This is a genomic window from Type-C symbiont of Plautia stali, assembly GCF_059730935.1.
Map to the genome: position 1 here is coordinate 623,041 of NZ_AP035923.1, position 24,320 is coordinate 647,360.

The window sequence follows — 24,320 nt, forward strand, 5'->3', positions numbered from 1 at the left end:
CCGCTGGCGTCAGTAGTTCACCGCCACGTTAATAGTATCGGTGTAGGTACCGGCCGGAATCAGTGGGTTAAAGCCGCCGCCGACCACCCGACCATAAATGGCATAGTTGGTGCCGAGCGTCGGATCGGTGGTGCCGCTGGCGGCAATATTGGTGTTGTTGGCGATGGCGGTGGTAAACGCGGCGTCGCTGTACAGCGTGTAAGCAATGCCCTGCGTATTGTTGGAGCCGAGGATCAGGTAACGCGGCTGGCCGCTCACCGTACCGTAAATGGTGGCCGGTGCCGGATTACTGCTGGTGACCTGCACATTAAAGGTTTGGCCTGTGGTGCAGCGGACAAAAATGCCGTTCCCGGATGCGCCTACCAGGGTGGCGTTTAAGGTATCAAAGGTTGCAGCGCTGCTACCAAAGTTCAGGGTACCGAAGTTAACCCCGCTGGTGGCGGACTGACCGTTCACCAGACAGCCGGTGGTGAGCGTCAATGTGGCATTGATGGTTCCCGTTGTGGTGGCAGCAAAAACCGTTGCAGGGGCGAGCGCGGCGCTCAGGCTGGTAGCCAAAAGAAAAAGCTTGAGTTTCATAATCAATCCTTACTGATTATCCAAGGTCAGTGCTTTTTCGCCTGGTGATTTATTAATGAAACGAACCCGTAAATAACAAGACGCCGCGATCGGCAAACGAACTTAATGCCCTGCCACCTAAGAAAATTCTTAAAGGCTGAGTTAGTGATTTATATCAGTTTTATTTACTATAGAACACCCTTTTGCCGCTTGTACAACGCCCCGGAGAATTTTCGCTAATCAATTTCTCCTTTTCCCCGATAACGCAGTCATAACAAGGGCTGGCGGCCCATTAAAAAAACCAAACGGCAAGTGTTTTCCCCCTCTACCGCGACTTCAGGTTCAATGCTATGTTCATGCATTAATCAGATATCATTACTTTTCCCGGCCGCGACAGACGATGAGAATAAAAAATAGCCGTGCAATACCTCCAGTTATTTATGGATCTGTTTTTGTGTCGCCACAGCGCGGGTGGTCATTAGCTGCTTCTCATTGATGTTTTCACTTTTTCTATTGTTAATTGACGATACCGCACCTGCGCCGCCGCGGGTTGAGTTGAGGAGCGCACATGTTGCTGGTTACCTGGGATAGCGTTCTGGTTGCCGTTTCGCTGATTGTGGCGTTTATCGCGGCGTTTACGGCGCTGGATACCGCCGGGCGCGTCGCCGTGTCGCGCGGCCTGCTGGCGAAACTGTGGCTGGTGGCCGGCGGTACGGCGATGGGCATTGGCATCTGGGCGATGCACTTCATTGGCATGCTGGCGATGATGATGCCGATGACCATGCGCTATGACATTCCGCTCACCGCCTTCTCGCTGCTGCTGGCAATTCTCACCAGCATCTTTGCCTTTGCGCAGGGCCTGCAGGGCAGCCATCTGACGCGCCGCCGGCTGTTGCGCGGCACGGTGATCCTCGGCAGCGGCGTGGTTGCCATGCACTATCTCGGCATGCTGGCGCTGCTGATCGAACCCGCCATTCACTGGGATTTGCGCCTGGTGGCGTTGTCGGTACTGATTGCCTACGGCGCATCCGGTGCCGCGCTGTGGCTGGCATTCCATCTGCGCCATGGCGAGAGCCTGCTGCTGATGCGCGCCTGCGCGGCGCTGGCGATGGGGGTGGCGATTGCCGGCATGCACTACACCGGCATGGCGGCCGCGCAGTTCAGCGCGCCCGGCAGCATGCAGCACCACGGCATGGGGCAGGAGGGGCTGGCGGTGTGGGTAACCATCATCACGCTCACCATTCTCGGTCTGACACTGCTGATCTCAATGCTGGACGCCCAGCTGCGCGCGGCGCGTCTTGCCGCCCGGCTGCGGCGCGCCAACAGCGAGCTGCGCCAGCTGGCGCTGCACGATAATCTCACCGCACTGCCCAATCGCGTCATGCTCGACCAGCAGCTCAGCATGCAAATCAAACAGGCGACGCTGTATGACCAGCCCTTTGCCCTGATGTTTATGGATCTCGACGGCTTCAAAGCGGTGAACGATACCTGGGGGCATCACGTCGGCGATCGTTTGCTGGTTGCCGTGGCGGAACGGCTGCGCACCCAGCTGGAAGCGGACATTTTGCTGGCGCGCCTTGGCGGCGATGAGTTTGTCATGCTGTGTCCGCAGTACGCGGCAACCCAGGCTGAAGCGCTGGCGCAGCGGCTGGTGCACAGCATTGATGCACCGTTTGAGCTGGATCGTTACTCGCTGCGCGTCTCGCTCAGCATCGGCATCGTGATCTTCCCGCAGCATGGCCGCAGCCCGCAGGAGATGATGTTTAACGCTGACTCGGCCATGTACCACACCAAGCACAGCGGGCGTAACGGCTGGAGCCTGTTTGAACCGGTGATGAGCGCGGTGGCGCAGCATCAGCTGGCGCTGGCCAACGATTTATGGAACGCGCTGGAGTGCCAGGAGATGCGCCTGTTCTACCAGCCGAAGTTTCGCGCGGGTGGGACCATTCTGATGGGTTTTGAGGCGTTACTGCGCTGGCAGCATCCGCGCCGCGGCTTGCTGATGCCGGATATGTTTCTGGCGCGCGCCGAGAAAACCGGCCAGATCGTGGCGCTCGGCAACTGGGTGATCAACGAAGCCTGCCGTCAGCTGCGACAGTGGCAGGACGAGGGCAACCGCGACTGGAGCGTCTCGGTTAACCTGTCTGCACTGCAGTTTCATCAGCGCGATCTGATCGACACGCTGCGCCAGACGCTGCAGCGCTATCAGCTGCCGGAAGGCGCGCTGATGCTGGAAATCACGGAAAACATCGCCATGCGCGATCCGCAGTTCAGCCAGCAGCGCATCGCCGAACTGCAGCGGCTTGGCGTCAAAGTGGCCATCGACAACTTCGGCATTGGCTACGCCAATCTGCTGCACCTCAAGCATCTTGAGGCCAGCGAACTGAAAATTGATCGCGCCTTCATTAACAGCCTGCGTGCCGACAGTGAGGATGCAACCGTGGTGACCGCCATGCTGACGCTGGCGCAAAGCCTTAACCTGCGCATGGTGGCGGAGGGCGTGGAGACCGAAGAGCAGCAGCGCCTGCTGACCGGTCTCGGCTTTGATACGCTGCAGGGGTATCTGCTGGGCAAACCGACGCCGGCGGAGCGCATCGGCGAATTCACCGCGTCAACGCCGATTGCACCGCACTTTCCTGATAACGTGCTGCCGCTCACCGGCGCCTGACCAGCAATTTTTGTTCTCCTTCACATCGGAAGCTTTCATCGTTCAGTGACTCATATCGGCAGCCGGTCTGCCGATAATTTCAATTATAAAACCAACATTTTCTTTTTCATTTCAACAACACCACAGCTGACTTAACACAGCTTTTTTATATAGGAAATCACTATGTTAGTGACTTCGTACGATGCGTTTACCGTTATCGTTTCGATACTGGTAGCGATGCTGGCCTCGTTTACCGCGCTGGATATGGCGGGGCGCGTCGCTTCCTCCACCGGCCGGGTGGCGCTGGTCTGGCTGCTGGGCGGCGGTTTCGCCATGGGCGTGGGCATCTGGGCCATGCACTTTATCGGCATGCTGTCGATGAGCCTGGATATGGTGATGAGCTACGATCCGCTGCTTACCGCCGCCTCAATGGTGGTGGCGGTTCTCGCCTCCATCTTTGCCCTGTGGCTGGTGTGCTCGTCCGGCGACTTGCCGTGGCGACGGCTGCTGGGCGGCGCGCTGGTGCTGGGTTCCGGCGTGGTGGCGATGCACTACACCGGCATGGCGGCGCTGATGTTTGAGCCGGGCATCAGCTGGAACTGGGGCTGGATTGCGGTTTCGGTGCTGATTGCGCTGGTGGCTTCCGGTGCCGCGCTGTGGCTGGCGTTCAACCTGCGCGAAGGGCATGGCCGCGTCACGCTACTGCGCGTCGGGGCGGCCGTGGTGATGGGCTGCGCCATTGCCGGTATGCACTATACCGGCATGGCGGCGGCGAACTTTCCGATGCACAGTCACGCCACGCATCACGGCGTGAACAGCGACTGGCTGGCGATGCTGGTCACGGTGGTGACGCTGGCGATCCTCGGCATTACGCTGCTGGTTTCGATGCTCGACGCACGTATGCAGGCACGCACCTCAATCCTCGCGCGCTCGCTGGCAGAGGCCAACCGTGAGCTGGCACAACTGGCGCTGCACGATAACCTGACGCGACTGCCGAACCGCATCCTGCTGGAGGATCGCCTCGAGCAGGCGATCAACAAGGCCAACCGCGAGCGCTCGCAGTTTGCGCTGATGTTTATGGATCTCGACGGTTTCAAAGCGGTCAACGATGCTTTTGGTCACCACGTCGGCGATAACCTGCTGATTGCAGTAACCGAACGCATGACCGACCAGATGAAAGGGCATTACACGCTGGCGCGACTGGGCGGTGATGAGTTCGTGCTGCTGATTGAGATCGGCGATCCCAACGATGCGGCGGCGGTGGCGGATGCGCTGGTAAAAGCCGTGGATCGCCCGTTTAGCGTGTCACGCTACGAGCTGATGGTGTCGCTGAGTATCGGCATCGCCGTTTATCCCGGTGACGGCAAGGACGAGCGCGAGCTGATGTTTAACGCCGACGCCGCGATGTATCACACCAAGAACAACGGCCGCAACGGCTACAACTTCTTCCAGCCGTCCATGAACACGCTGGCGCAGTCGCAGCTGCAGCTTAATAACGATCTGTGGCAGGCGCTGGATAGCAACGAGCTGCGTCTGTTCTATCAGCCTAAGTACTGCGCGCCGAGCGGGCCGATCATTGGCTTCGAAGCGCTGCTGCGCTGGCAGCACCCGACGCGCGGCCTGCTGACGCCGGACAAGTTTTTGCCGATCGCCGAGAAGACCGGCATGATCATTAATATCGGCAACTGGGTGATCAACGAGGCCTGCCGCCAGCTGCACATCTGGCACCAGCAGGGCCATCCGCACTGGTCGGTGGCGGTGAACCTCTCAGCCTTGCAGTTTGAGCAGTGCAACCTGGTCGACACCGTGACGCAGGCGCTGGAACAGCACCAGATCCCGGCGGAGCTGCTGACGCTGGAAGTCACCGAAACCACGGCGATGCGCGATCCGGAAGAGAGCGTGCGCATTCTCACCGAGCTGACCAGCATGGGGGTCAAAGCCTCGATTGATGACTTCGGCACCGGCTACTCCAGCCTGCTGTATCTCAAACGCTTACCGGCCAGCGAGCTGAAAATCGACCGTGCCTTTGTTAACGAGCTACAGGCGAAATCGGAAGACGCCACCATCGTCTCCGCCATCGTCGCGCTGGCGCAGTCGCTGGATCTCAAAGTGGTGGCCGAAGGCGTGGAAACCCAGGATCAGCAGGCGTTCCTCACCGGGCTCGGCTGCAACACCCTGCAGGGTTTCCTGCTGGGCAAACCGCTGCCGCCAGAGCGCATCAGCGAGCTGCCGGACTTTGTGAAGGACAAACCCGCGGCGCTGACGGCGGAGTAGGGGCATAGTGGCAGATCATTCCCCCTCTCCCGCATGCGGGAGAGGGCCGGGGTGAGGGCCAGACCGCACCCAACCCAACAAAAAACCGCAGTATCCACGACACCTTCGCTCAGCTTCCAGTCGTACGGTGCAACATCAGTTCTGAATGTCTCTGAGGATGCGATATCCTCTCCGAACCAATCCATGTAAACTGGCGCGCGACATTTCCGCAGCGGAGGCGCCATGGCCAAATACCAGCAGCTGGTAGATCAGCTACGTACGCAAATCGAAGCACGCATCTGGCCGCCGGGTGAAAAGCTGCCGTCGCTGCGCCAGCAGGCGGAGCAGAGCGGGTTGAGCCTGATGACGGTGATGCACGCTTACGAAGTGCTGGAGAGCCAGGGCTGGATTGTGTCGAAGCCGCAGTCGGGCTACTACGTGGCACCGCGCGCGGCGGAGAGCCGTCCGCGTTTGCCAACCCAGGCAATCGCTAAAACCGACCAGGCCGATACCAACAGCTTCGTGTTTGATGTGCTGCAGGCGACGCGCGATCCGGCCATCATGCCGTTTGGTTCTGCTTTCCCCGATCCGGAACTGTTTCCCCAGCGCCAGCTGATGCGCTCGCTGGTGAAGGTCTCGCACAATCTTAAACCCACCGATGCCCTGAATAATCTGCCGCCCGGTAATGAAGCGCTGCGAAAAATCCTCGCCCAGCGATATGCGCAGCAGGGCATTACGCTGTCGCCGGATGACATCGTCATTACCAACGGTGCGATGGAAGCGCTGAACCTCAGCCTGCAGGCGGTGACCGAACCAGGCGACTGGGTGGTGATCGAGAACCCTTCCTTCTATGGCGCGTTGCAGGCGATTGAACGGCTCAAGCTGAACGCGATTGCTATCGCCAGCGATGTGGAGCAGGGCATCGATCTGGATGAGCTGGAGCAGGCGCTGCAGCGCTGGCCGGTGAAAGCCTGCTGGCTGATGACCAACCGGCAGAATCCGCTCGGCTTCACGCTTAGCGCCGGGCGCAAACAGCAGCTGGTGGCACTGCTGACGCGTTATCAGGTGGCGATGATAGAGGACGACGTCTACAGCGACCTGTATCACGGCCACGATAAGCCGTTGCCGGCCAGAGCGTTCGACCGCGAGGGTTACGTGCTGCACTGCGGCAGCTTTTCGAAAAATCTGGTGGCGGGATTTCGCGTGGGCTGGGTCGCGGCGGGGCGCTATGCGCAGCGCGTGCAGCGTATTCAGATGATGAGTACGCTCTCGACCAGCGCGCCGATGCAGCTGGCGCTGGCGGATTTTCTTAGCACCCGCAGCTACGATACGCATCTGAAAAAGCTACGTCAGATGCTGGCGAAGCGCAAACAGCTGGCACAGCAGGCGCTGCGCCGCGTGCTGCCCGCCGAGGCGCACATCAGCGATACGCCCGGTGGCTACTTTTTGTGGATTACCTTGCCGGAGCAGATCAACGCTACGCAGCTGTATCATCTGGCGCTGCAGCAGGGCATCAGTATTGCGCCGGGCCAGCTGTTTTCCAGCAGCGAGAGTTTCAGCCACTGCTTCCGTTTCAACACCGCCTGGCCATGGGATGCACGCGCCGAGGCGGCGGTAGAGACGCTGGGGGCGTTGATTGGTCAGCTGGCACAGGGCGTTGCGGTAGAGAAGTGAGCGGTTTTTCCCTCACAACACCCGCAGCATTCTCACTTCGCAATCCACGTGGCCGGTACAGCCCATCGCGTCCTCAATCTGTTCAAAGCCCAGCGACTGATAGAGCTTAATGGCGCGTGTCAGGCTGCCGGTGGTCTCCAGGTAGCAGCGCCGGAACCCGCGCTGGCGGGCAAAATCCATTGCGCGCAGCGCCAGTTCGCGCGCTAAACCCAGCCCGCGCACCGACGGCAGGAAATACATCTTCTGCAACTCACAGATATCCGGTGCGCTGCAGGCGAGCGGTGCCACGCCGCCGCCGCCGACCACCTGACCTTCATGCTCCACAATCCAATAGGCGCTGTCCGCCGCACTGTACAGCTCAAACAACCGATCGAGCTGCGGGTCGGACACGGTATAACCTTTATCCGCCGTCAGGCCGAACTCGGCGGAGACATCGCGGATCACCTGGGCAATCCGCGGATTATCGGCGGCGACAATCGGGCGCACCTGCAGGTTAAGTGGCGTGGCGGTGGTCATCATAATCTTCCGATAGAAAAAAGCCGGGCAGTGCCCGGCTTCGATTAAGCGTCAGGACTGAAGCGCTTACAATGCCGCAATCACGCCCTGCTGTTCAATCAGTTTTGCTTTTGATTGCTCCAGCTCGGCTACGCGCTCGCGCTCTTTCGCCACCACCGCTTCCGGTGCGCGCGATACAAAGCCTTCGTTAGCCAGTTTGGTCTGAATCTTCTCGATCTCGACATCCAGCTTCACCAGCTCTTTCGCCAGACGCTCCAGCTCGGCTTCCTTGTTGACCAGGTCTGCCATCGGGATCAGCAGCTCTGCGCCATCAACAATCTTGGTCACCGAGACCGGACCTTTCTCGCCGGCTGGCAGAATGGTCAGGCTCTCCAGACGCGCCAGGCGCGACAGGAAGTTGCGGTTCTCTTCAACACGACGCTGCGCCGCCGGCGAGCAGTCGCGCAGCAGCACGTCGAGCGGCTTGCTCGGCGCGATGTTCATTTCGGCACGGATATTACGCACCGCCACAATCGCCTGCTTCATCCACTCGATATCGGCCTTCGCTTCCGCGTCTTCCTTCGCCGCGTCATACTGCGGGAACGGCTGCAGCATGATGGTATCGTGGTCGATGTTCTTCAGCACTTTCACGCGCTGCCAGATGGTCTCGGTAATGAACGGGATGATCGGATGTGCCAGGCGCAGCAACGCTTCCAGCACCGTCACCAGCGTGTTGCGCGTGCCGCGCAGCTCCGCTTCGCTGCCGCTGTTCATCACCGGCTTGGTCAGCTCCAGGTACCAGTCACAGAACTGGTTCCAGGTGAAGTCGTACAGAATGTTGGCAGCGATATCAAAGCGATAGCTATCCAGCGCTTCACGGTACGCTTTCACGGTGCTGTTGAATTCCGTCAGGATCCAGCGATCCGCCAGCGACAGCTTCAGCTCGCCGCCGTTCTGGCCGCAATCCTGATCTTCGGTGTTCATCAGCACGAAGCGGCTGGCGTTCCACAGCTTGTTACAGAAGTTGCGGTAGCCTTCCAGTCGCTTCATATCCCAGTTGATGTCACGACCGGTGGACGCCAGCGCGGCGAGGGTGAAGCGCAGCGCATCGGTGCCGGAAGGCACGATACCGTCCGGGAACTGCTTCTCGGTGCGTTTGCGAATCTTCTCGGCCAGCTGCGGCTGCATCATGTTGCCGGTGCGTTTCTCCAGCAGATCTTCCAGCGAAATGCCGTCCACCATATCCAGCGGATCGATGACGTTGCCTTTCGACTTAGACATCTTCTGGCCTTCTTCATCGCGGATCAAACCAGTCATGTAGACGGTTTTAAACGGAACCTGCGGCTTGCCGTTCTCATCTTTGATGAAGTGCATGGTCAGCATGATCATGCGCGCAATCCAGAAGAAGATGATGTCGAAGCCGCTCACCAGCACGCTGGTAGGATGGAAGGTGCGCAGCGCTTCGGTGTTCTCCGGCCAGCCCAGCGTAGAGAATGTCCACAGGCCGGAAGAGAACCAGGTATCAAGCACGTCGTCATCCTGGCGCAGCGTCACGTCGGCGGCCAGATTGTTTTCCTGGCGCACTTCTTCTTCGCTGCGGCCAACATAGACGTTACCGTTGTTGTCGTACCAGGCCGGAATGCGGTGGCCCCACCACAGCTGACGTGAAATGCACCAGTCCTGGATGTCGCGCATCCATGAGAAGTACATGTTTTCATACTGCTTCGGCACAAACTGAATGTCGCCGTTTTCTACCGCTTCCACCGCGACTTTCGCCAGCGGGGCCGTGCGCACGTACCACTGATCGGTTAGCATCGGCTCGATCACCACGCCGCCGCGGTCGCCGTACGGTACCGTCAGATCGTGTGGTTTGATTTCGTCGAGCAGGCCGAGTTCGTCAACGGCGGCGACAATCGCTTTACGCGCGGCGAAACGCTCCATCTTCTGGAACTGCGGCGGAATTTCATCGGAACAGGCATCGCTGACTTCACCGTTGGTGTCGAACACTTCCGCACGCTCGCGGATGTCGCCATCAAAGGTCAGGATGTTGATCATCGGCAGCTTGTGACGACGGCCCACTTCGTAGTCGTTGAAGTCGTGCGCCGGGGTGATCTTCACGCAGCCGGTGCCTTTCTCCATATCGGCGTGTTCGTCGCCGACGATCGGAATACGACGGTTCACCAGCGGCAGGATCACCTCTTTGCCGATCAGATCTTTGTAACGTGGATCTTCCGGGTTGACCGCCACGCCGGTATCGCCCAGCAGGGTTTCCGGACGGGTAGTGGCCACCACCAGGTAATCTTTGCCTTCGGCAGTTTTCACGCCGTCCGCCAGCGGATAGCGAATGTGCCACATTGAGCCTTTGCTCTCGCGGTTTTCCACTTCGAGGTCAGAGATCGCCGTGCGCAGTTTTGGGTCCCAGTTCACCAGGCGCTTGCCACGGTAAATCAGGTTTTCTTTGTACAGACGGACGAAGACTTCTTTCACCGCGTTGGACAGGCCTTCATCCATGGTGAAGCGCTCGCGCTCCCAGTCAACCGAGTTGCCGAGGCGACGCATCTGGCGGGTGATGGTGCCGCCGGATTCAGCCTTCCACTGCCAGATTTTTTCGATAAAGGCGTCACGACCGTAATCCTGACGCGTTTTGCCCTCTTCAGCGGCGATCTTGCGCTCAACCACCATCTGCGTAGCGATACCGGCGTGGTCCGTACCTGCCTGCCACAGGGTGTTTTTACCCTGCATGCGCTGGTAGCGGATCATGGTATCCATGATGGTTTGCTGGAAGGCGTGACCCATATGCAAGCTACCGGTGACGTTCGGCGGCGGGATCATGATGCAAAAGCTTTCCTGGCTGGTATCGCCATTCGGTTTGAAGTAGCCCTGCTGTTCCCAGTGCTCGTAGAGCGGCTGCTCGATATCTTGCGGGTTATATGTCTTTTCCATATCTGCTATGTCGTTTGCGGCGGGGGTGGCGTCGCCGTATTCAATTGGAAACCAACGCTGCGATACGCTTTATAGCGGTCGCGCGCCAGTTGTTTCAGGGATTCTTCATAAGGTACGAAGTCTATCACTTCATGGAAACCGGTAGCAAAATCTGCAAACTGCGGCAGCAGGCTGATCAGCAGATCGCGCGGCGCACTGCCGCGTCGCTGTGGCCAGGCCAGCTCAACCGGCGCGCCGTAGCGCGGGCCTTCGCCGGCCAGGTTGTGCGGCACAAAGGCGTTGGCCGGACGCTGCCACAGTGCTTCATCCAGCCGATTGGCCTGCTGTTCATCTTCGCAGGCAATCAGGATGCGCTTACCGTCTCGCCAGCGGCTGGCGGCCAAATCGCACACCAGCGCTTCGATGGCGCTTAAGCCGTCGCTGGCGCTTTCAGACTCCATGACGAAGAAGGTGGCGTTTTTCATGGCAGGTTATTTCCATCAATGACAGTGGGGCGCATTGTGCGACAGTAAGATTGCGGCGTCCAATAATAAGGTCGCCATCAATGGCGACCCTGTAAACCGTGCGGCTGATAATCAGGTCGCCGTGAACGGCGACCCTACACCCGTAGGGTGCGCAGTGATACGTATCATCACACCCGTAGGGTGCGCATTCATGCGCACCGTATCAATGGCCGCACGGCGTCAAACGCATTCATGCGCACCGTTCCAATGGCCGCACGGCGTCAAACGCATCCATACGTACCGTTGCAACATTCGCCCCGGCTCTTAATCGTCGCCGTTCAGGCCAGCGCGGTTCAGCAGGAACTGCGACAGCAGCGGCACCGGACGGCCGGTCGCGCCTTTGGCTTTACCGGAGCGCCAGGCGGTGCCGGCGATATCCAGGTGCGCCCAGTTAAACTTGCGTGCAAAGCGTGCCAGGAAGCAGGCTGCAGTAATTGCGCCGCCCGGACGGCCACCGATGTTAGCCATATCGGCAAAGTTAGATTCCAGCTGCTCCTGATACTCATCGGCCATCGGCAGACGCCACGCGCGGTCGCCCGACTGCTCTGACGCGCTGATCAGCTCGTGCGCCAGCGGATTGTGGTTCGACATCAACCCGCTGACGTGATGGCCCAGCGCGATCACGCAGGCGCCGGTCAGGGTAGCGACGTCAATCACCACTTCCGGATCGAAGCGCTCAACGTAGGTCAGCGCATCGCACAGCACCAGGCGGCCCTCGGCATCGGTATTCAGCACTTCAACCGTCTGGCCGGACATGGTGGTCAGCACGTCGCCCGGACGCATCGCGCGCCCGTCCGGCATGTTTTCACAGCCCACCAGCACGCCGACCACGTTCAGCGGCAGATTCAGCTCCGCCACCATGCGCATCACGCCGTACACCGACGCCGCGCCGCACATGTCATATTTCATCTCATCCATCGCCTCGGCAGGCTTGATGGAGATGCCGCCGGAGTCAAAGGTCAGCCCTTTACCTACCAGCACGATAGGGCGCGCATCGGCGTCGCTGCTGCCTTTGTACTCAATCACCGACATCAGCGACTCGTTGTGCGAACCGGCACCGACCGCCAGATAGGCGTTCATGCCCAGCTCTTTCATCTGCTGTTCGCCAATCACGCGGGTGGTAACGTTTTTGCTGTACGCATCGGCCAGCTGACGTGCCTGCGACGCCAGATACGCGGCGTTACAAATATTCGGCGGCATATTGCTCAGGTCTTTCGCCGCTTTGACGCCGGCGGCAACGGCCAGACCGTGCTGAATAGCGCGCTCACCGCTGGTCAGCTCACGGCGGGTCGGCACGTTGAACACCAGCTTGCGCAGCGGACGGCGCGGCTCAACTTTGTTACTTTTCAGCTGGTCGAAGTTGTACAGCGCCTCTTTAGAGGTTTCTACCGCCTGGCGCACTTTCCAGTAGGTATTGCGCCCTTTAACGTGCAGCTCGGTCAGGAAGCACACCGCTTCCATCGATCCGGTGTCGTTCAGGGTATTGATGGTTTTCTGAATCACCTGTTTGTACTGGCGCTCATCCAGCTCACGCTCTTTACCACAGCCGATCAGCAGGATACGTTCGGACAGGATATTTGGCACATGGTGCAGCAGCAGCGTCTGGCCCACTTTGCCCTCCAGCTCACCGCGGCGCAGCAGCGCGCTGATGTAGCCATCGCTGATCTTATCCAGCTGCTCGGCAATCGGTGACAGACGACGCGGTTCGAAAACGCCAACCACAATGCAGGCGCTGCGCTGTTTTTCCGGGCTACCGCTTTTTACACTGAACTCCATGCACTCTCCTGAATCTTAAAGACAACGGCCTTAGCTGTCGTTAGAATGTAGCGCGTTCGTAACCCATTAATTTGTTGCGACGCCATGACAATTTAACGCCGGCGGCCATAATGAGTGGGGTGACAATGTGTTGTTTTTTCACCACCCTAACGCGTTCGTCATACTATTTTAGCTACCATGACGGCCATTGATGAAGAAAAATGGCTGATAAGCGTTGAAACTAGCGATTTTCCTGCAAAAAGACAAGTTTTCACAGGCGTACTAAGCGTGATCATCATTAGATATCTGGTTCGGGAAACGCTCAAAAGCCAGCTGGCTATCCTGTTCATCCTGCTACTTATCTTCTTTTGCCAGAAGTTAGTCAGGATTTTGGGTGCGGCGGTGGATGGCGAAATCCCAACAAATCTGGTTCTGACATTGTTAGGACTTGGCGTGCCTGAAATGGCACAACTTATCCTGCCCCTAAGCTTGTTTCTGGCGATTTTAATGACCCTTGGGCGGCTGTACACCGAAAGTGAAATTACGGTGATGCACGCCTGCGGGCTGGGTAAAGGCGTCCTGATTAAAGCGGCGATGATCCTGATGCTGTTCACCTCGCTGGTGGCGGCGGTCAACGTGATCTGGCTTGGCCCGTGGTCCTCGCGCTATCAGGATGAAGTGACACAAAATGCCAAAGCCAACCCGGGAGCGGCGGCGCTGGCGGCGGGGCAGTTCCAGACCTCCAGCGACGGTAATACCGTGCTGTTCGTCGAAGACGTGAAGGGCAACAAATTCGGCAGCGTGTTCCTGGCGCAACTGCGGCCGAAGGGCAATGCACGGCCATCGGTGGTGCTGGCCGACAGCGGCCACATGGAGCAGCACAAAGATGGCTCGCAGACCGTGACGCTGGACAAAGGCACACGCTTTGAAGGCACGGCGCTGCTGCGTGACTTCCGTATTACCGACTTCGTCAATTATCAGGCGCTGGTGGGATACAAAGAGGCGGTGCTCGATCCTAACGATGCCGATCAGGCCGATATCAGCACGCTGATAAAAACCAAAACGCCGCAGTTCCAGGCGGAGCTGCACTGGCGTCTGACGCTGGTGTTCGCTGTGCTGGTGATGGCGCTGATGGTGGTGCCGCTCAGCGTGGTTAACCCGCGTCAGGGCCGCGTGCTGTCGATGCTGCCGGCAATGCTGCTCTACCTGATCTTCTTCCTGCTGCAGAGCTCACTGCGCTCCAACGCGGCGAAAGGCCGGTTTGATCCGGCGATCTGGATGTGGGTGGTCAATCTGGCGTATCTGGCGCTGGCGGTGGCGCTCAACGTATGGGATACCGTACCGATGCGCCGTTTCCGCGCGCGCTTTAGCCGTGGAGGATCCGTGTGATGTTTAAGGTCCTTGACCGCTATATCGGCAAAACCATCTTCAACACCATCATGATGACGCTGTTCATGCTGGTGTCGCTGTCGGGCATCATTAAGTTCGTCGATCAGCTGCGTAAAACCGGGCAGGGCGCGTATACCGCGCTGGATGCCGGTTACTACACGCTGCTCAGCGTGCCGAAAGATATCGAGATCTTCTTCCCGATGGCGGCGCTGCTGGGCGCGCTGCTGGGGCTGGGCACGCTGGCGCAGCGCAGCGAACTGGTGGTGATGCAGGCCTCCGGCTTTACCCGTCTGCAGGTGGCGCTGGCGGTAATGAAAACCGCGATTCCGCTGGTGCTGCTGACCATGGCAGTGGGCGAATTTGTCGCCCCGCAGGGCGAGCAGATGGCGCGTAACTACCGGGCGCAGCAGCTGTACGGCGGCTCGCTGGTTTCGACGCAAAACGGCCTGTGGGCGAAAGACGGCAACGACTTTATCTACATTGAGCGCATTAAAGGCGACAACGAGATCGACGGCGTCAGTATCTATCGCTTTACCGACCAGCGGCGTCTGCTGAGCGTGCGCTATGCCGCCACCGCGGTCTGGAATAAAGATCGCAAACTGTGGGAGCTGTCGCAGGTGGATGAGTCGGACCTGAAAGATCCGAAGCAGATTACCGGTTCACAGAGCCTGAGCGGCGAATGGAAAACCAATCTGACGCCAGACAAGCTGGGCGTGGTGGCGCTGGACCCGGATGCACTGTCGATCAGCGGTCTGTATAACTACAGCAAATATCTCAAACAGAGCGGCCAGGAATCCGGGCGCTACCTGCTGAATATGTGGGGCAAAATCTTCCAGCCGCTGTCGGTGGCGGTGATGATGCTGATGGCGCTGTCGTTTATCTTTGGTCCGCTGAGAAGCGTATCGATGGGCGTGCGCGTGGTCACCGGCATCAGCTTTGGCTTCCTGTTCTACGTGCTGGATCAGATCTTCGGGCCGCTGAGTCTGGTGTACGGTTTACCGCCGGTGCTGGGCGCGATTCTGCCGAGCGGCGCGTTCTTCGCCATCAGTTTGTACCTGTTGCTGAAACGGCGGTAGTGAGGGTTGCAGGGGCGCGATTCAGGGCGCCCCTGTCATTCCCGCACCGTTACCGTAGGGTCGCCATTCATGGCGACCTTTTTTATACATGGCGACCAGGTCAATGCCCGCACCGTTAGCGCAACGTCTGCAGCCAACCCGGCAGCTGCGACAGCAAAAACAGCACCAGGCCAATGGTACCGCCCACCAGCGTGCCGTTGATGCGGATAAACTGCAAATCACGGCCAATGTTCAGCTCAATCTGTTGCGACATCTCGCGCGCATCCCAGCTCTTCACCGTATCGCTGATATGGCGGGTGAGAAACGCCGCAAACTCCGGCGCGACGCTGCGCGCAGCGTCTTCCAGATGCTGATTCATTGAGGTACGCAGTGCTTCATCGGCGGCCAGCGTTTCGCCCAGCCACAGCGCCGCCAGCCGCACCCGCTCCTGCACGCGCGAATCGTCACTGTTGAGGTCGCTCTTCAGCCAGCGGCGCAGGTCCTGCCACAGCTCGCCGATATAACGGTTAAACGACTCATCCTCTTTCAGCCAGTGTTTGATGGTCTCGGCCCGTTCGGCCATCTCCGGATCGCTTTTCAGTCGCTCTATCAGGCGCTGTACCGCGCGGTTAAAACCGAGGCGAAATTCGTGGCCCTGGTCGCGCGCCACTTCATCGAGAATCGAATCCACCGCGTTGGCGACCAGCTCGGCGCTGTGTTCGCCCAGCCATTCGGTCGGCAGCACTTTGGCTTTGATCGGATGTTCGCGTTTCAGCCAGCGCACAATCTGCAGCGCGATAAACTCGCGCGTGCCGGGTTTGTGCAGCAGACGCAGCAGCTGTTGCACTGCAGCGTCCAGCAGCTCCTGATGGCGATTGTTTTTGGTCAGGCTGTCCAGCAGCAGCGCGCTGGACTGGGTCAGATCGACCTTATCCAGTGCGCGATGCACCGCGCGGCGCAAAAAGCGCTGAATACGCTGATCGTCGGTGAGATCGAGGAAACCGCGCATCACCTGCAGCAGGTGGCGGCCAATGCGATCGGCGTTGCCCGGCGTATTGAGCCACTGCGCCAGCAGCTGTGACGGATCGTGGCGGCGAATCAGTGCCAGCAGCGAATCGGTATCAAGAAACTTCTCCTGCACGAAGCGGCCAAGATTCTCGCCGATGCGATCTTTGTTGCGTGGAATGATTGCCGTATGGCGCGAGATGAACGGCACCGGCACGCGACGAAACAGCGCCACCACCGCAAACCAGTCGGCCAGCGCACCGACCATCGCCGCTTCGGCAATCGCCTTCAGCCCCAGCACCCAGAACGTGGGCGGCAGAAACAGCGTCACGACAAAGGTCGCGGCGGCAATCAGCAGCAGCGACAGGGCCAGACGCTTGCTCCGTTTTAATTGTTGATATTTATCCATACCACGATCATAGCAGAGGGCGATTAACGGCGGCGTCCACCGAGCAGACTGCCCAGCACGCCGCGGATGATCTGATTGGTCACCTGGCGCGCCGCGCTTTTCGCCACGCTCTGCACTACGCCGTCGCGCTTGCCGCCGCGCGGCCCGGTGCTGCCGAACAGAATCTCTTTCAGCCCACCCAGAATGCCGTCATCCACCGCCACGCTATTGCCTTTGCTGGGCGGCGCATCGGCCTGCTGCGGCGCGGCCTGTACGCCTTGCTGTAACATTTCGAACGCCGATTCGCGATCGACGGCACTGTCGTATTTGCCATACAGCGGCGAATGGTTGATCAGGCTGTTGCGTTCATCAGGAGTGGCCGGCCCCATGCGCGAGCCCGGCGCGATCACCATGGCGCGCTGCACCATCGACGGGCTGCCTTTCTCATCGAGGAAAGAGATCAGCGCCTCGCCGGTGCCCAGCGCCTGAATCGCCTCCACGGTATTAAACGCCGGGTTGGCGCGCATCGTTTCGGCGGCGCTTTTCACCGCTTTCTGGTCTTTCGGCGTGAAGGCACGCAGCGCATGCTGCACGCGGTTACCCAGCTGACCCAGCACATTATCCGGAATGTCTGCCGGATTCTGCGTGACAAAGTACACGCCAACGCCTTTCGAGCGAATCAGGCGAATCACCTGTTCCACTTTCTCCAGCAGCACCGGCGGCGCGTCGTTAAACAGCAGATGCGCTTCGTCAAAGAAGAACACCATCTTTGGTTTGTCCAGATCGCCGGCTTCCGGCAGCTGTTCATACAGTTCCGCCAGCAGCCACAGCAGGCTGGTGGCGTAGAGTTTCGGCTGCTGATAAAGCTTTTCCGCTGCCAGGATATTGATGAAGCCTTTGCCGTCAGCGTCGCAGCGCATCCAGTCACGGATATCCAGCATCGGTTCACCAAAGAAGTGTTCGGCACCTTGCTGCTCCAGCGCCAGCAGGCCGCGCTGAATGGCGCCCACCGAGGCGCTGCTGATATTGCCGTACTGCGTCTGAAACGCTTTGGCGTTATCACCGATGTATTGCGTCATGGCGCGCAAATCTTTGAAATCCAGCAGCAGCAGGCCCTGATCGTCGGCGATACGGAAGATAATTTGCAGCACGCCGGACTGCACCTCATTGAGGCTGAGCAGTCGCGCCAGCAGCAGCGGGCCGAGATCGGACACCGTTGCGCGCACCGGATGGCCCTGCTGGCCGAAAATATCCCACAGCATCACCGGATTTTTCTGCGCCTGCCAGTCGGTGACGCCAATCTTCGCCAGCCGCGCCAGCAGCTTTTCCGAGCCGTCGCCCGCGGCCGCAATGCCGGAAAGATCGCCTTTGACATCGGCCATAAACACCGGCACGCCGATGGCGGAGAAGGATTCTGCCAGCTTTTGCAGCGTCACGGTTTTACCGGTGCCGGTCGCGCCGGTTATCAGTCCGTGACGGTTAGCCATGGCGGGCAGCAGATGCAGTTGAAGGTCAGGTGTCTGGGCGATCAGCAGTGGGGTAGTCATAATGGTTGCGCTCTCCGGCATTGCGTAATGACTCAAAGAATAGCAAGCGGTGCGCGGGAGAGAGAGGGATATTTGGGTGAAAAATAAAGGGAGTTACGGTTGCTGCCCGCGCGATTGGCCCTTCACCCGCAGGCGGGAGAAGGCTGGAATGAGGGGCAGCGCGCACCAACCTACTTCTTCTCTACCGCATCGAAAAACAGCAGGCTCACGCCGATGCCCTGCTGCACGTGGCTGAGGTTATTACGCACCGCCACCTGCTGCGCGCCCTGCAGCATCACCACGAACGGCGAATCCTGCTGTACGCGCTGTTGCAGCGCGGTATACAGCGCGCGGCGCTGGCTGGCGTCGCTCTCACCGGCTGCGGTGCGCGTCTGCGCGCTCAGTTCGGGAATCTCCCAGCCGACGCGCCACGCCAGCGTTTTAGAACCGCCCGGCACGTTATAGGCAAAGGCGCTGGCGTTGGTATTCGGATCCACATAGTCCGCGCCCCAGTAAATAAAGATCGACTGGAAATCACGGCCGCGCATTTTGCCCCACAGTTCCGATTCCGCCACCGGCTGCAGCTCAATCTGCACGTCGGCTTTGGCAAAGCTGGCCTGCAGCGCCTGCGCCACGTCGATGTACGGCGGCTGATTGATCACCGTCAGCGAGAATTTGCTGCCGGGCCTGATACCGCCCTGCGCCAGGATCGCTTTGGCTTTGGCCACATCGTAATGGAACGGCTGATTCTCCAGCGCGCCATCAAAGCCCTGCGGCAGGAAGCTCTGGTGAATACGGTACTGGCCTTTCAGCAGATCGCGTGAAATGGCGTTGTAATCCACCAGCCAGCGCGCCGCCTGCCACAGCGCCGGATTACCCAGCGCCGGCTGCGCTTTGTTTTGCGTATTAAACGCCAGGTAATAGACCAGGCTCGACGGGAAGGCCTCAATGCGCAACTGCTGGTCGTTTTTCAGCGCATCGATCTGGTCCGGGCCCAGCTGGTACGCCACATCGACATCGCCCTGCTGAATCAGCAGGCGGCGCGCACCGGCATCGGCCACGCCTTTTAGCAGGATGCGTTTCAGCTGCGGCTGCGGGCTGGCGTGCGGATTTGCGCTCAGCACCAGCGCCTGTTGCGGCACGTATTGCTGGATGCTGAATGCGCCGCTGCCTGCGGAGTGAGTGTGCAGCCAGCCGTTGCCGCTGTCGTTGGCGATGATGTGCTGCTGCACGGTTTTGCTGTCCACCACCGAGGCTACCGGCGCGGTCAACAGGCGCAGCGCCAGATCCTGACCAATCTGCGCCGGCCACTGAATCTCCAGCTGATGATCGTTCACCGCCCGCAGCTGGCTGGCGATGTTGTCCGCCGTCCAGCCAAACTCAGCGAGAATAAACGACGGGGCTTTATTGAGCTGCACCGCGCGCGTCAGCGAAAACACCACGTCCTGCGCGGTCACCGGGTTACCGCTGACGAAATGCGCATCCGGTTTCAGATTGAACACCAGGCTGTGCGGCGTGCTGCCGGGCTGCCATGAGGTGGCGAGCAGCGGCGCGAGTTTTTGTGGCGCATCGCGATCGGCCTCTACCAGCGTCTGATAAATGTTGCGCTGCACGCTGTTACTGACGGTCTCAAAACTTTCTGCCGGGTCGAAGCTGATAATGCCGTCGAGCGGCACGGCCACCACCAGCGTGTCTTTTGGCGTGGCGGCCTGCAGGGCAAAGGCGCTGCTGAATAAGGTGAAGAACAATAAGAGTGCTCGCATCATGATTATCCTGAGTAATTGATGCGACGACTTTATCGCTGTCGCGCTGCTGGCTAAATGCCGGTTTGTTCTGAGCTGTGCCGGAAATAACAATTAATACCGGCAATTAACTAATCGGTTATTTTGTGCGCGCGCTGTCATATTCAGGAAATAAACTGCTCAGACGTTGCGCATTGAGCCAATAAGCGGTTATTGATAAGAATAAGCTCTGGTATGGAAGTATGATTTTTTCTGATTAATTAAGCTGAGCGACTATTTCTCACGCCGATTTGTTTCAGTCATTTGCCCAGTCTCTGGTGCTAATCTCCTGGCATTTGTACGGTTAAAAGCGCAATTCCCGCTGCGAAAGCGCGTCCACAGCGCCTGGCGACTTTTCGTCAGGTTGATGGTTTCTCATCAAAACACATTTATAATTTAATGCTTACATCCTGAAATATCTGTATCCATAAGATTGCCAGCTTGTTTGCCGATTTATAAATCTATTAACAAAAATAATTCCCTTTCTTAGCAAGTGAGAGTCGTCGCGCCATGCTTTTAGAAAAACCGACCACCAGACGTAAGTTTTTACTTGGGTCGTTGCTGGCTTTGCCATTAAGCGACCTGGTTTTAAAAGGACTGACTGCAGCCCAGGCTGCGGAAATGGCAGCACCGGACCTTGCCGACTATAAACCGATCTTTTTTAGCGCTGAGGAGTGGCAATTTATTCTGGCCGCGACCGATCGCCTGATCCCCGCCGGTGGCAACGGCAAAGCGCCGGGTGCGCTGGAAACCAACGTGCCGATCTTCATTGACCAGCAGCTGCACAGCCCGGAGTTCGGCGCAGAGATCTACCTGCAGGGGCCGTTTGACGTGCACGCGCCCGCCACCATGGGCTATCAGATCCCGTTCACGCCGCAGCAGATGTATCGCACCGGCATCAAACTGGTGGAGCAGTGGACGCAAAGCACCTACCACAAAGCGTTTTCTGAGCTGACGCTGGCAGAGAAAGACGCGGTGCTGACCAAAGTGAATAAAAACGACGGTATCGACTTTGCCGCGCTGGGCGAACCGAACCTGAAAGCCTCGCAGTTCTTCAGCCAGGTGCTTTCCGATACCAAACACGGCTACCTCGCTGACCCGATGTACGGCGGCAACAAAGGCATGAAAGCCTGGATCGCCATCGGCTTCCCGGGGGCACGCGCCAGCTTCACCGAGTGGGTGAAGCAGCATAACGTGCCGTATCCGCTCGGACCGGTCAGCCTGATGGGCGAACGCGCCTGAATCCCCGTATTTGGTATGTGAGACAGAAAAACATGGCACAGATTACAAAGAAAGAAGTCGACGTCGTGGTGTGCGGCCTCGGCTGGGCCGGCTCGCTGATGAGTATCGAGCTGGCAATGGCCGGACTGGACGTGCGCGCCCTTGAGCGCGGTGGCGAGCGCGACTACCCGGATTTCGCTTACCCGAAACCGGCCGATGAGTACGCCTATAACGTGCGCAACAAAGTGTTCGCCACGCCAAAAGAAGTGGCGGTCACCGTGCGTTACAACATGGACCAGACGGCGCTGCCAACCCGTAAATGGGGCGCATTTGCTCCGGGTACTGGCGTCGGCGGCGCGGGCATGCACTGGACGGCGGTACTGATTCGCCCCACGCCCACCGATATCAAACTGAAAACCTACGTCGATCAGGCCTATAAGCCCGGCATCCTGCAGGATGACATGCGCGTGATGGACTTCCCGTTCACCTGGGATGAGATCGAGCCGTATTTCTACAAGTTTGAGCTGATTTGCGGCCAGTCGGGCACCACCGGCAACCTGCGCGGGCAAATTCTGGAAGGCGGCGATCCGTTTGAAGGCCCGCGTTCCGAGCCGTATCCGTTGCCGGCGCTGGACGATACGCTGAACAACGTGATGTTCAAAGAGGCGGCGAAGAAGCTGGGCTATCATCCGTTCCCGAACCCGTCAGCCTGCGTCTCACGCGCGTGGAAAAACCCGTACGGCAACCAGATCGCTCCCTGCAACTACTGCGGCTACTGCTCGAAATATCCGTGCCTGAACTACTCAAAAGCCTCACCGCAGACGGCGGTGATGGACGCGCTGAAGCGCATGCCGAACTTCTCCTATGAAGTGCACGCGGAAGTGTACAAAGTGGTGCTGCACGACGACGGCAAAACTGCGAAGGGCGTGCTCTATTTTGACGCTGACGGCAACGAAGTGTTCCAGCCGGCGAAGATTGTGGTGCTCTCCAGCTTCCAGCTGTACAACGTGCGCCTGATGCTGCTGTCCGGCATCGGCAAGCCCTACAACCCGATCACCGAAGAGGGCGTCGTCGGGCGTAACTATGCGTTTCTGTCCAACGGCGGCGCCACGCTGTTCTTCAAAGACAAAAACTTCAACGCCTTCGCCACCGCTGGCGCGACCGGTCAGATGTTCAACGACATCTCGCCTGGCAACTTCGACGGTCCGGGACTCGGCTTCCTCGGCGGTGCCAAAATCCACAGTTCGCAGGCAACCGGTACGCCGATTGGCACCGCGCTGCCGAAAGGCACTCCAAGCTGGGGCATGGGGTACAAAGAGGGGCTGGAGCAGTGGTACAACCATTCGATGAAGATCAGTATTACCACCACCTGCCAGTCGTACCGCGATATCTATCTGGATCTGGATCCGCACTACACCGACCATCGCGGTCAGCCGCTGCTGCGCATGACCTTTAACTGGAAACAGAACGAGCTCAAGCTGCAGCAGCACCTGAAAGGCATCGTTGGCGACATCGCCAAGGAGCTGAATCCGGACAGCATGAGCATGAGCTTTCTGCCGATGGGCGCTGACTTTGACCTGACCAAATACGTCTCTACCCACAACGTGGGCGGCGCGGTGATGGGCGACAACCCGAAAACCTCGGCGCTGAACAAGTACCTGCAAAGCTGGGATGTGCACAACGTATTTGTGCCGGGCGGTAACGCTTTCCCGCAGAACTTCCAGGCGAACCCGACCGACACCATCGGCGCGATTACCCTGATGGCGGCGCAGGCTATCAAAGAGCACTATTTGCAGAATCCCGGCCCACTGGTACAGGCATAAGCACATGAAATTAAAATCATTGTTAATCGCTCACGCGGTGCTGCTGGGCAGCTGTGCGGTGCAGGCGCAGGCAGCAGATGACGCATCACTGATTAAAAAGGGCGAGTATCTGGCGCGCCTTGGCGACTGTATGGCGTGTCATACCGTAGCCGGCAAAGCGGATTACGCCGGCGGACTGGCGATTGAGTCGAACCTCGGCACCATTTACTCCACCAACATCACGCCGGATAAACAGCACGGCATCGGCAACTACAGCGAGCAGCAGTTCTCGGACGCGGTGCGCAAAGGCGTACTGCCGGACGGCTCGCGCCTTTACCCGGCGATGCCGTACCCGGATTACGCCAAAATCAGCGATGAAGACCTGCACGCGCTGTACGTCTACTTCATGCAGGGCGTGAAGCCGGACAGCGAACAGCCGCCGGAAACAAAGCTGAGCTTCCCGTTCAGCCAGCGCTGGGGCATGCGTTTCTGGAACTGGGCGTTTACTTCGGACAAGCCGTTCCAGCCGATTGGCGGCGCGTCAGCGCAGGTTAATCGCGGTGCTTACATCGTGGAAAGCCTCGGCCACTGCGGCAGCTGCCACACGCCGCGCGGCCTCGGCATGAACGAGAAGGCGCTGGACAGCAGCGACGATCGCTTCCTCGTCGGCGGCAGCCTGAATAACTGGGAGGTGCCGTCGCTGCGCGGTGTGCCACGCTGGAGCGAGCAGGAGATTGTCGATTATCTGCAAACCGGACGTAACGATAAAGCCGCGGTGGGCGGTGAGATGACGTCAGTGGTGGAGCACTCCAGCTCGCACATGACGGATGCCGATCTGCAAGCGATTGCCGCTTACCTCAAGTTCCTCGGCGGCAATCCACCGCTGCAGGCGTACGACGTGCAGGCGCAGCAGAAGACCGAAGCGAAGCTGACAGCGGCGCAGAATCTGAGCGAAGGCGAGCGTCTGTATCTCGACAACTGCGGTGCCTGTCACTTTGTCACCGGCAAAGGCGCACCGGGGATCTTCCCGGAGCTGGATCAGGCCACTATCGTCAATGCGCAGGACCCCAGCGGGTTGATTCACACCATTCTGGCCGGTGCGCAGCAGCCCTCAACGGAGAAAGCGCCGTCGACGCTGGCGATGCCGCCGTTTGCGTATCGTCTGACCGATGATGAAGTGGCGCAGCTGGCCACCTTTATTCGTCAGGGCTGGAGCAACCACGCGCCGGCAGTGACGAAAGAACAGGTGGCGGATGTGCGGAAAACGCTGCACTAAAACCTAGCGGCGCGATCTGGCGCGCTGTCCTGATGGCAATGCCCGGCGT

Annotated in this window: 16 protein-coding genes; 8 read left to right on the forward strand and 8 right to left on the reverse strand. The window is 59.1% G+C overall.

Translation table 11 applies throughout. The features are described from left to right. Nucleotides 1-9 precede the first annotated feature (9 nt). The gene (locus tag AC6I7J_RS02935) at nucleotides 10-579 is read right to left on the reverse strand and encodes a spore coat protein U domain-containing protein (RefSeq protein WP_021509578.1); all 570 of its coding nucleotides are present in this window, start codon (nucleotides 577-579) and stop codon (nucleotides 10-12) included. A gap of 547 nt (nucleotides 580-1,126) precedes the next feature. Here AC6I7J_RS02935 and AC6I7J_RS02940 point away from each other — a divergent pair. From AC6I7J_RS02940 to AC6I7J_RS02950, 3 genes are all read left to right on the forward strand, one after another. After that, nucleotides 1,127-3,226 (forward strand): putative bifunctional diguanylate cyclase/phosphodiesterase, encoded by a 2,100-nt coding sequence (locus AC6I7J_RS02940; RefSeq protein WP_498006741.1) that lies wholly within the window; start codon nucleotides 1,127-1,129, stop codon nucleotides 3,224-3,226. Between the two features lie 162 nt (nucleotides 3,227-3,388). Then, the gene (locus tag AC6I7J_RS02945) at nucleotides 3,389-5,479 is read left to right on the forward strand and encodes a putative bifunctional diguanylate cyclase/phosphodiesterase (protein ID WP_498006743.1); all 2,091 of its coding nucleotides are present in this window, start codon (nucleotides 3,389-3,391) and stop codon (nucleotides 5,477-5,479) included. Nucleotides 5,480-5,701: 222 nt separating this feature from the next. Continuing rightward, nucleotides 5,702-7,132: an aminotransferase-like domain-containing protein gene (locus AC6I7J_RS02950; protein WP_498006745.1), complete on the forward strand. Its 1,431-nt coding sequence runs from the start codon at nucleotides 5,702-5,704 to the stop codon at nucleotides 7,130-7,132. Between the two features lie 12 nt (nucleotides 7,133-7,144). On the opposite strand, the gene AC6I7J_RS02955 is transcribed toward AC6I7J_RS02950, so the two are convergent. The 4 genes from AC6I7J_RS02955 to pepA all read right to left on the reverse strand — a co-directional run bounded on the left by AC6I7J_RS02955 (nucleotide 7,145) and on the right by pepA (nucleotide 12,849). Further along, nucleotides 7,145-7,651, reverse strand: a complete 507-nt coding sequence (locus tag AC6I7J_RS02955) for a GNAT family N-acetyltransferase (protein ID WP_498006747.1) — start codon at nucleotides 7,649-7,651, stop codon at nucleotides 7,145-7,147. 63 nt (nucleotides 7,652-7,714) lie between these two features. Continuing rightward, on the reverse strand, nucleotides 7,715-10,570 hold the full coding sequence (locus AC6I7J_RS02960; RefSeq protein WP_058757216.1) for a valine--tRNA ligase: 2,856 nt from the start codon (nucleotides 10,568-10,570) through the stop codon (nucleotides 7,715-7,717). Between the two features lie 5 nt (nucleotides 10,571-10,575). After that, a complete protein-coding gene (locus tag AC6I7J_RS02965; RefSeq protein ID WP_021506718.1) occupies nucleotides 10,576-11,034 on the reverse strand; it encodes a DNA polymerase III subunit chi in 459 nt (152 codons plus the stop codon). Between the two features lie 303 nt (nucleotides 11,035-11,337). After that, nucleotides 11,338-12,849: a leucyl aminopeptidase gene (pepA, locus tag AC6I7J_RS02970; RefSeq protein WP_021506719.1), complete on the reverse strand. Its 1,512-nt coding sequence runs from the start codon at nucleotides 12,847-12,849 to the stop codon at nucleotides 11,338-11,340. A gap of 267 nt (nucleotides 12,850-13,116) precedes the next feature. On the opposite strand from pepA, the gene lptF reads away from it, so the two are divergent. Together lptF and lptG are read left to right on the forward strand one after the other, a co-directional pair. After that, the gene (lptF, locus tag AC6I7J_RS02975; protein WP_031279533.1) at nucleotides 13,117-14,217 is read left to right on the forward strand and encodes an LPS export ABC transporter permease LptF; all 1,101 of its coding nucleotides are present in this window, start codon (nucleotides 13,117-13,119) and stop codon (nucleotides 14,215-14,217) included. Next, complete coding sequence (gene lptG / locus AC6I7J_RS02980) at nucleotides 14,217-15,293, forward strand: LPS export ABC transporter permease LptG (RefSeq protein WP_021506721.1); 1,077 nt, start codon at nucleotides 14,217-14,219, stop codon at nucleotides 15,291-15,293. The genes lptF and lptG overlap by 1 nt, the downstream gene beginning before the upstream one ends. Before the next feature lie 115 nt (nucleotides 15,294-15,408). Here lptG and AC6I7J_RS02985 read toward each other — a convergent pair whose 3' ends face one another. From AC6I7J_RS02985 to AC6I7J_RS02995, 3 genes are all read right to left on the reverse strand, one after another. Then, a complete protein-coding gene (locus AC6I7J_RS02985) occupies nucleotides 15,409-16,686 on the reverse strand; it encodes a DUF445 domain-containing protein (RefSeq protein WP_132464325.1) in 1,278 nt (425 codons plus the stop codon). Between the two features lie 23 nt (nucleotides 16,687-16,709). Then, nucleotides 16,710-18,212: a helicase HerA-like C-terminal domain-containing protein gene (locus AC6I7J_RS02990; protein WP_058776585.1), complete on the reverse strand. Its 1,503-nt coding sequence runs from the start codon at nucleotides 18,210-18,212 to the stop codon at nucleotides 16,710-16,712. Between the two features lie 170 nt (nucleotides 18,213-18,382). Next, nucleotides 18,383-19,957, reverse strand: coding sequence for an ABC transporter substrate-binding protein (locus tag AC6I7J_RS02995; RefSeq protein WP_498006750.1), 1,575 nt, complete (start codon nucleotides 19,955-19,957; stop codon nucleotides 18,383-18,385). A 525-nt stretch (nucleotides 19,958-20,482) separates the two neighbouring features. Here AC6I7J_RS02995 and AC6I7J_RS03000 point away from each other — a divergent pair. From AC6I7J_RS03000 to AC6I7J_RS03010, 3 genes are read left to right on the forward strand one after another with little or no spacing between them, the layout of a single operon-like run. Then, nucleotides 20,483-21,214: a gluconate 2-dehydrogenase subunit 3 family protein gene (locus tag AC6I7J_RS03000; RefSeq protein WP_498006752.1), complete on the forward strand. Its 732-nt coding sequence runs from the start codon at nucleotides 20,483-20,485 to the stop codon at nucleotides 21,212-21,214. A 32-nt stretch (nucleotides 21,215-21,246) separates the two neighbouring features. Continuing rightward, on the forward strand, nucleotides 21,247-23,016 hold the full coding sequence (locus tag AC6I7J_RS03005) for a GMC family oxidoreductase (RefSeq protein WP_021506726.1): 1,770 nt from the start codon (nucleotides 21,247-21,249) through the stop codon (nucleotides 23,014-23,016). 4 nt (nucleotides 23,017-23,020) lie between these two features. Continuing rightward, nucleotides 23,021-24,271: a c-type cytochrome gene (locus tag AC6I7J_RS03010; RefSeq protein WP_498006754.1), complete on the forward strand. Its 1,251-nt coding sequence runs from the start codon at nucleotides 23,021-23,023 to the stop codon at nucleotides 24,269-24,271. The last annotated feature ends 49 nt before the right edge of the window (nucleotides 24,272-24,320 follow it).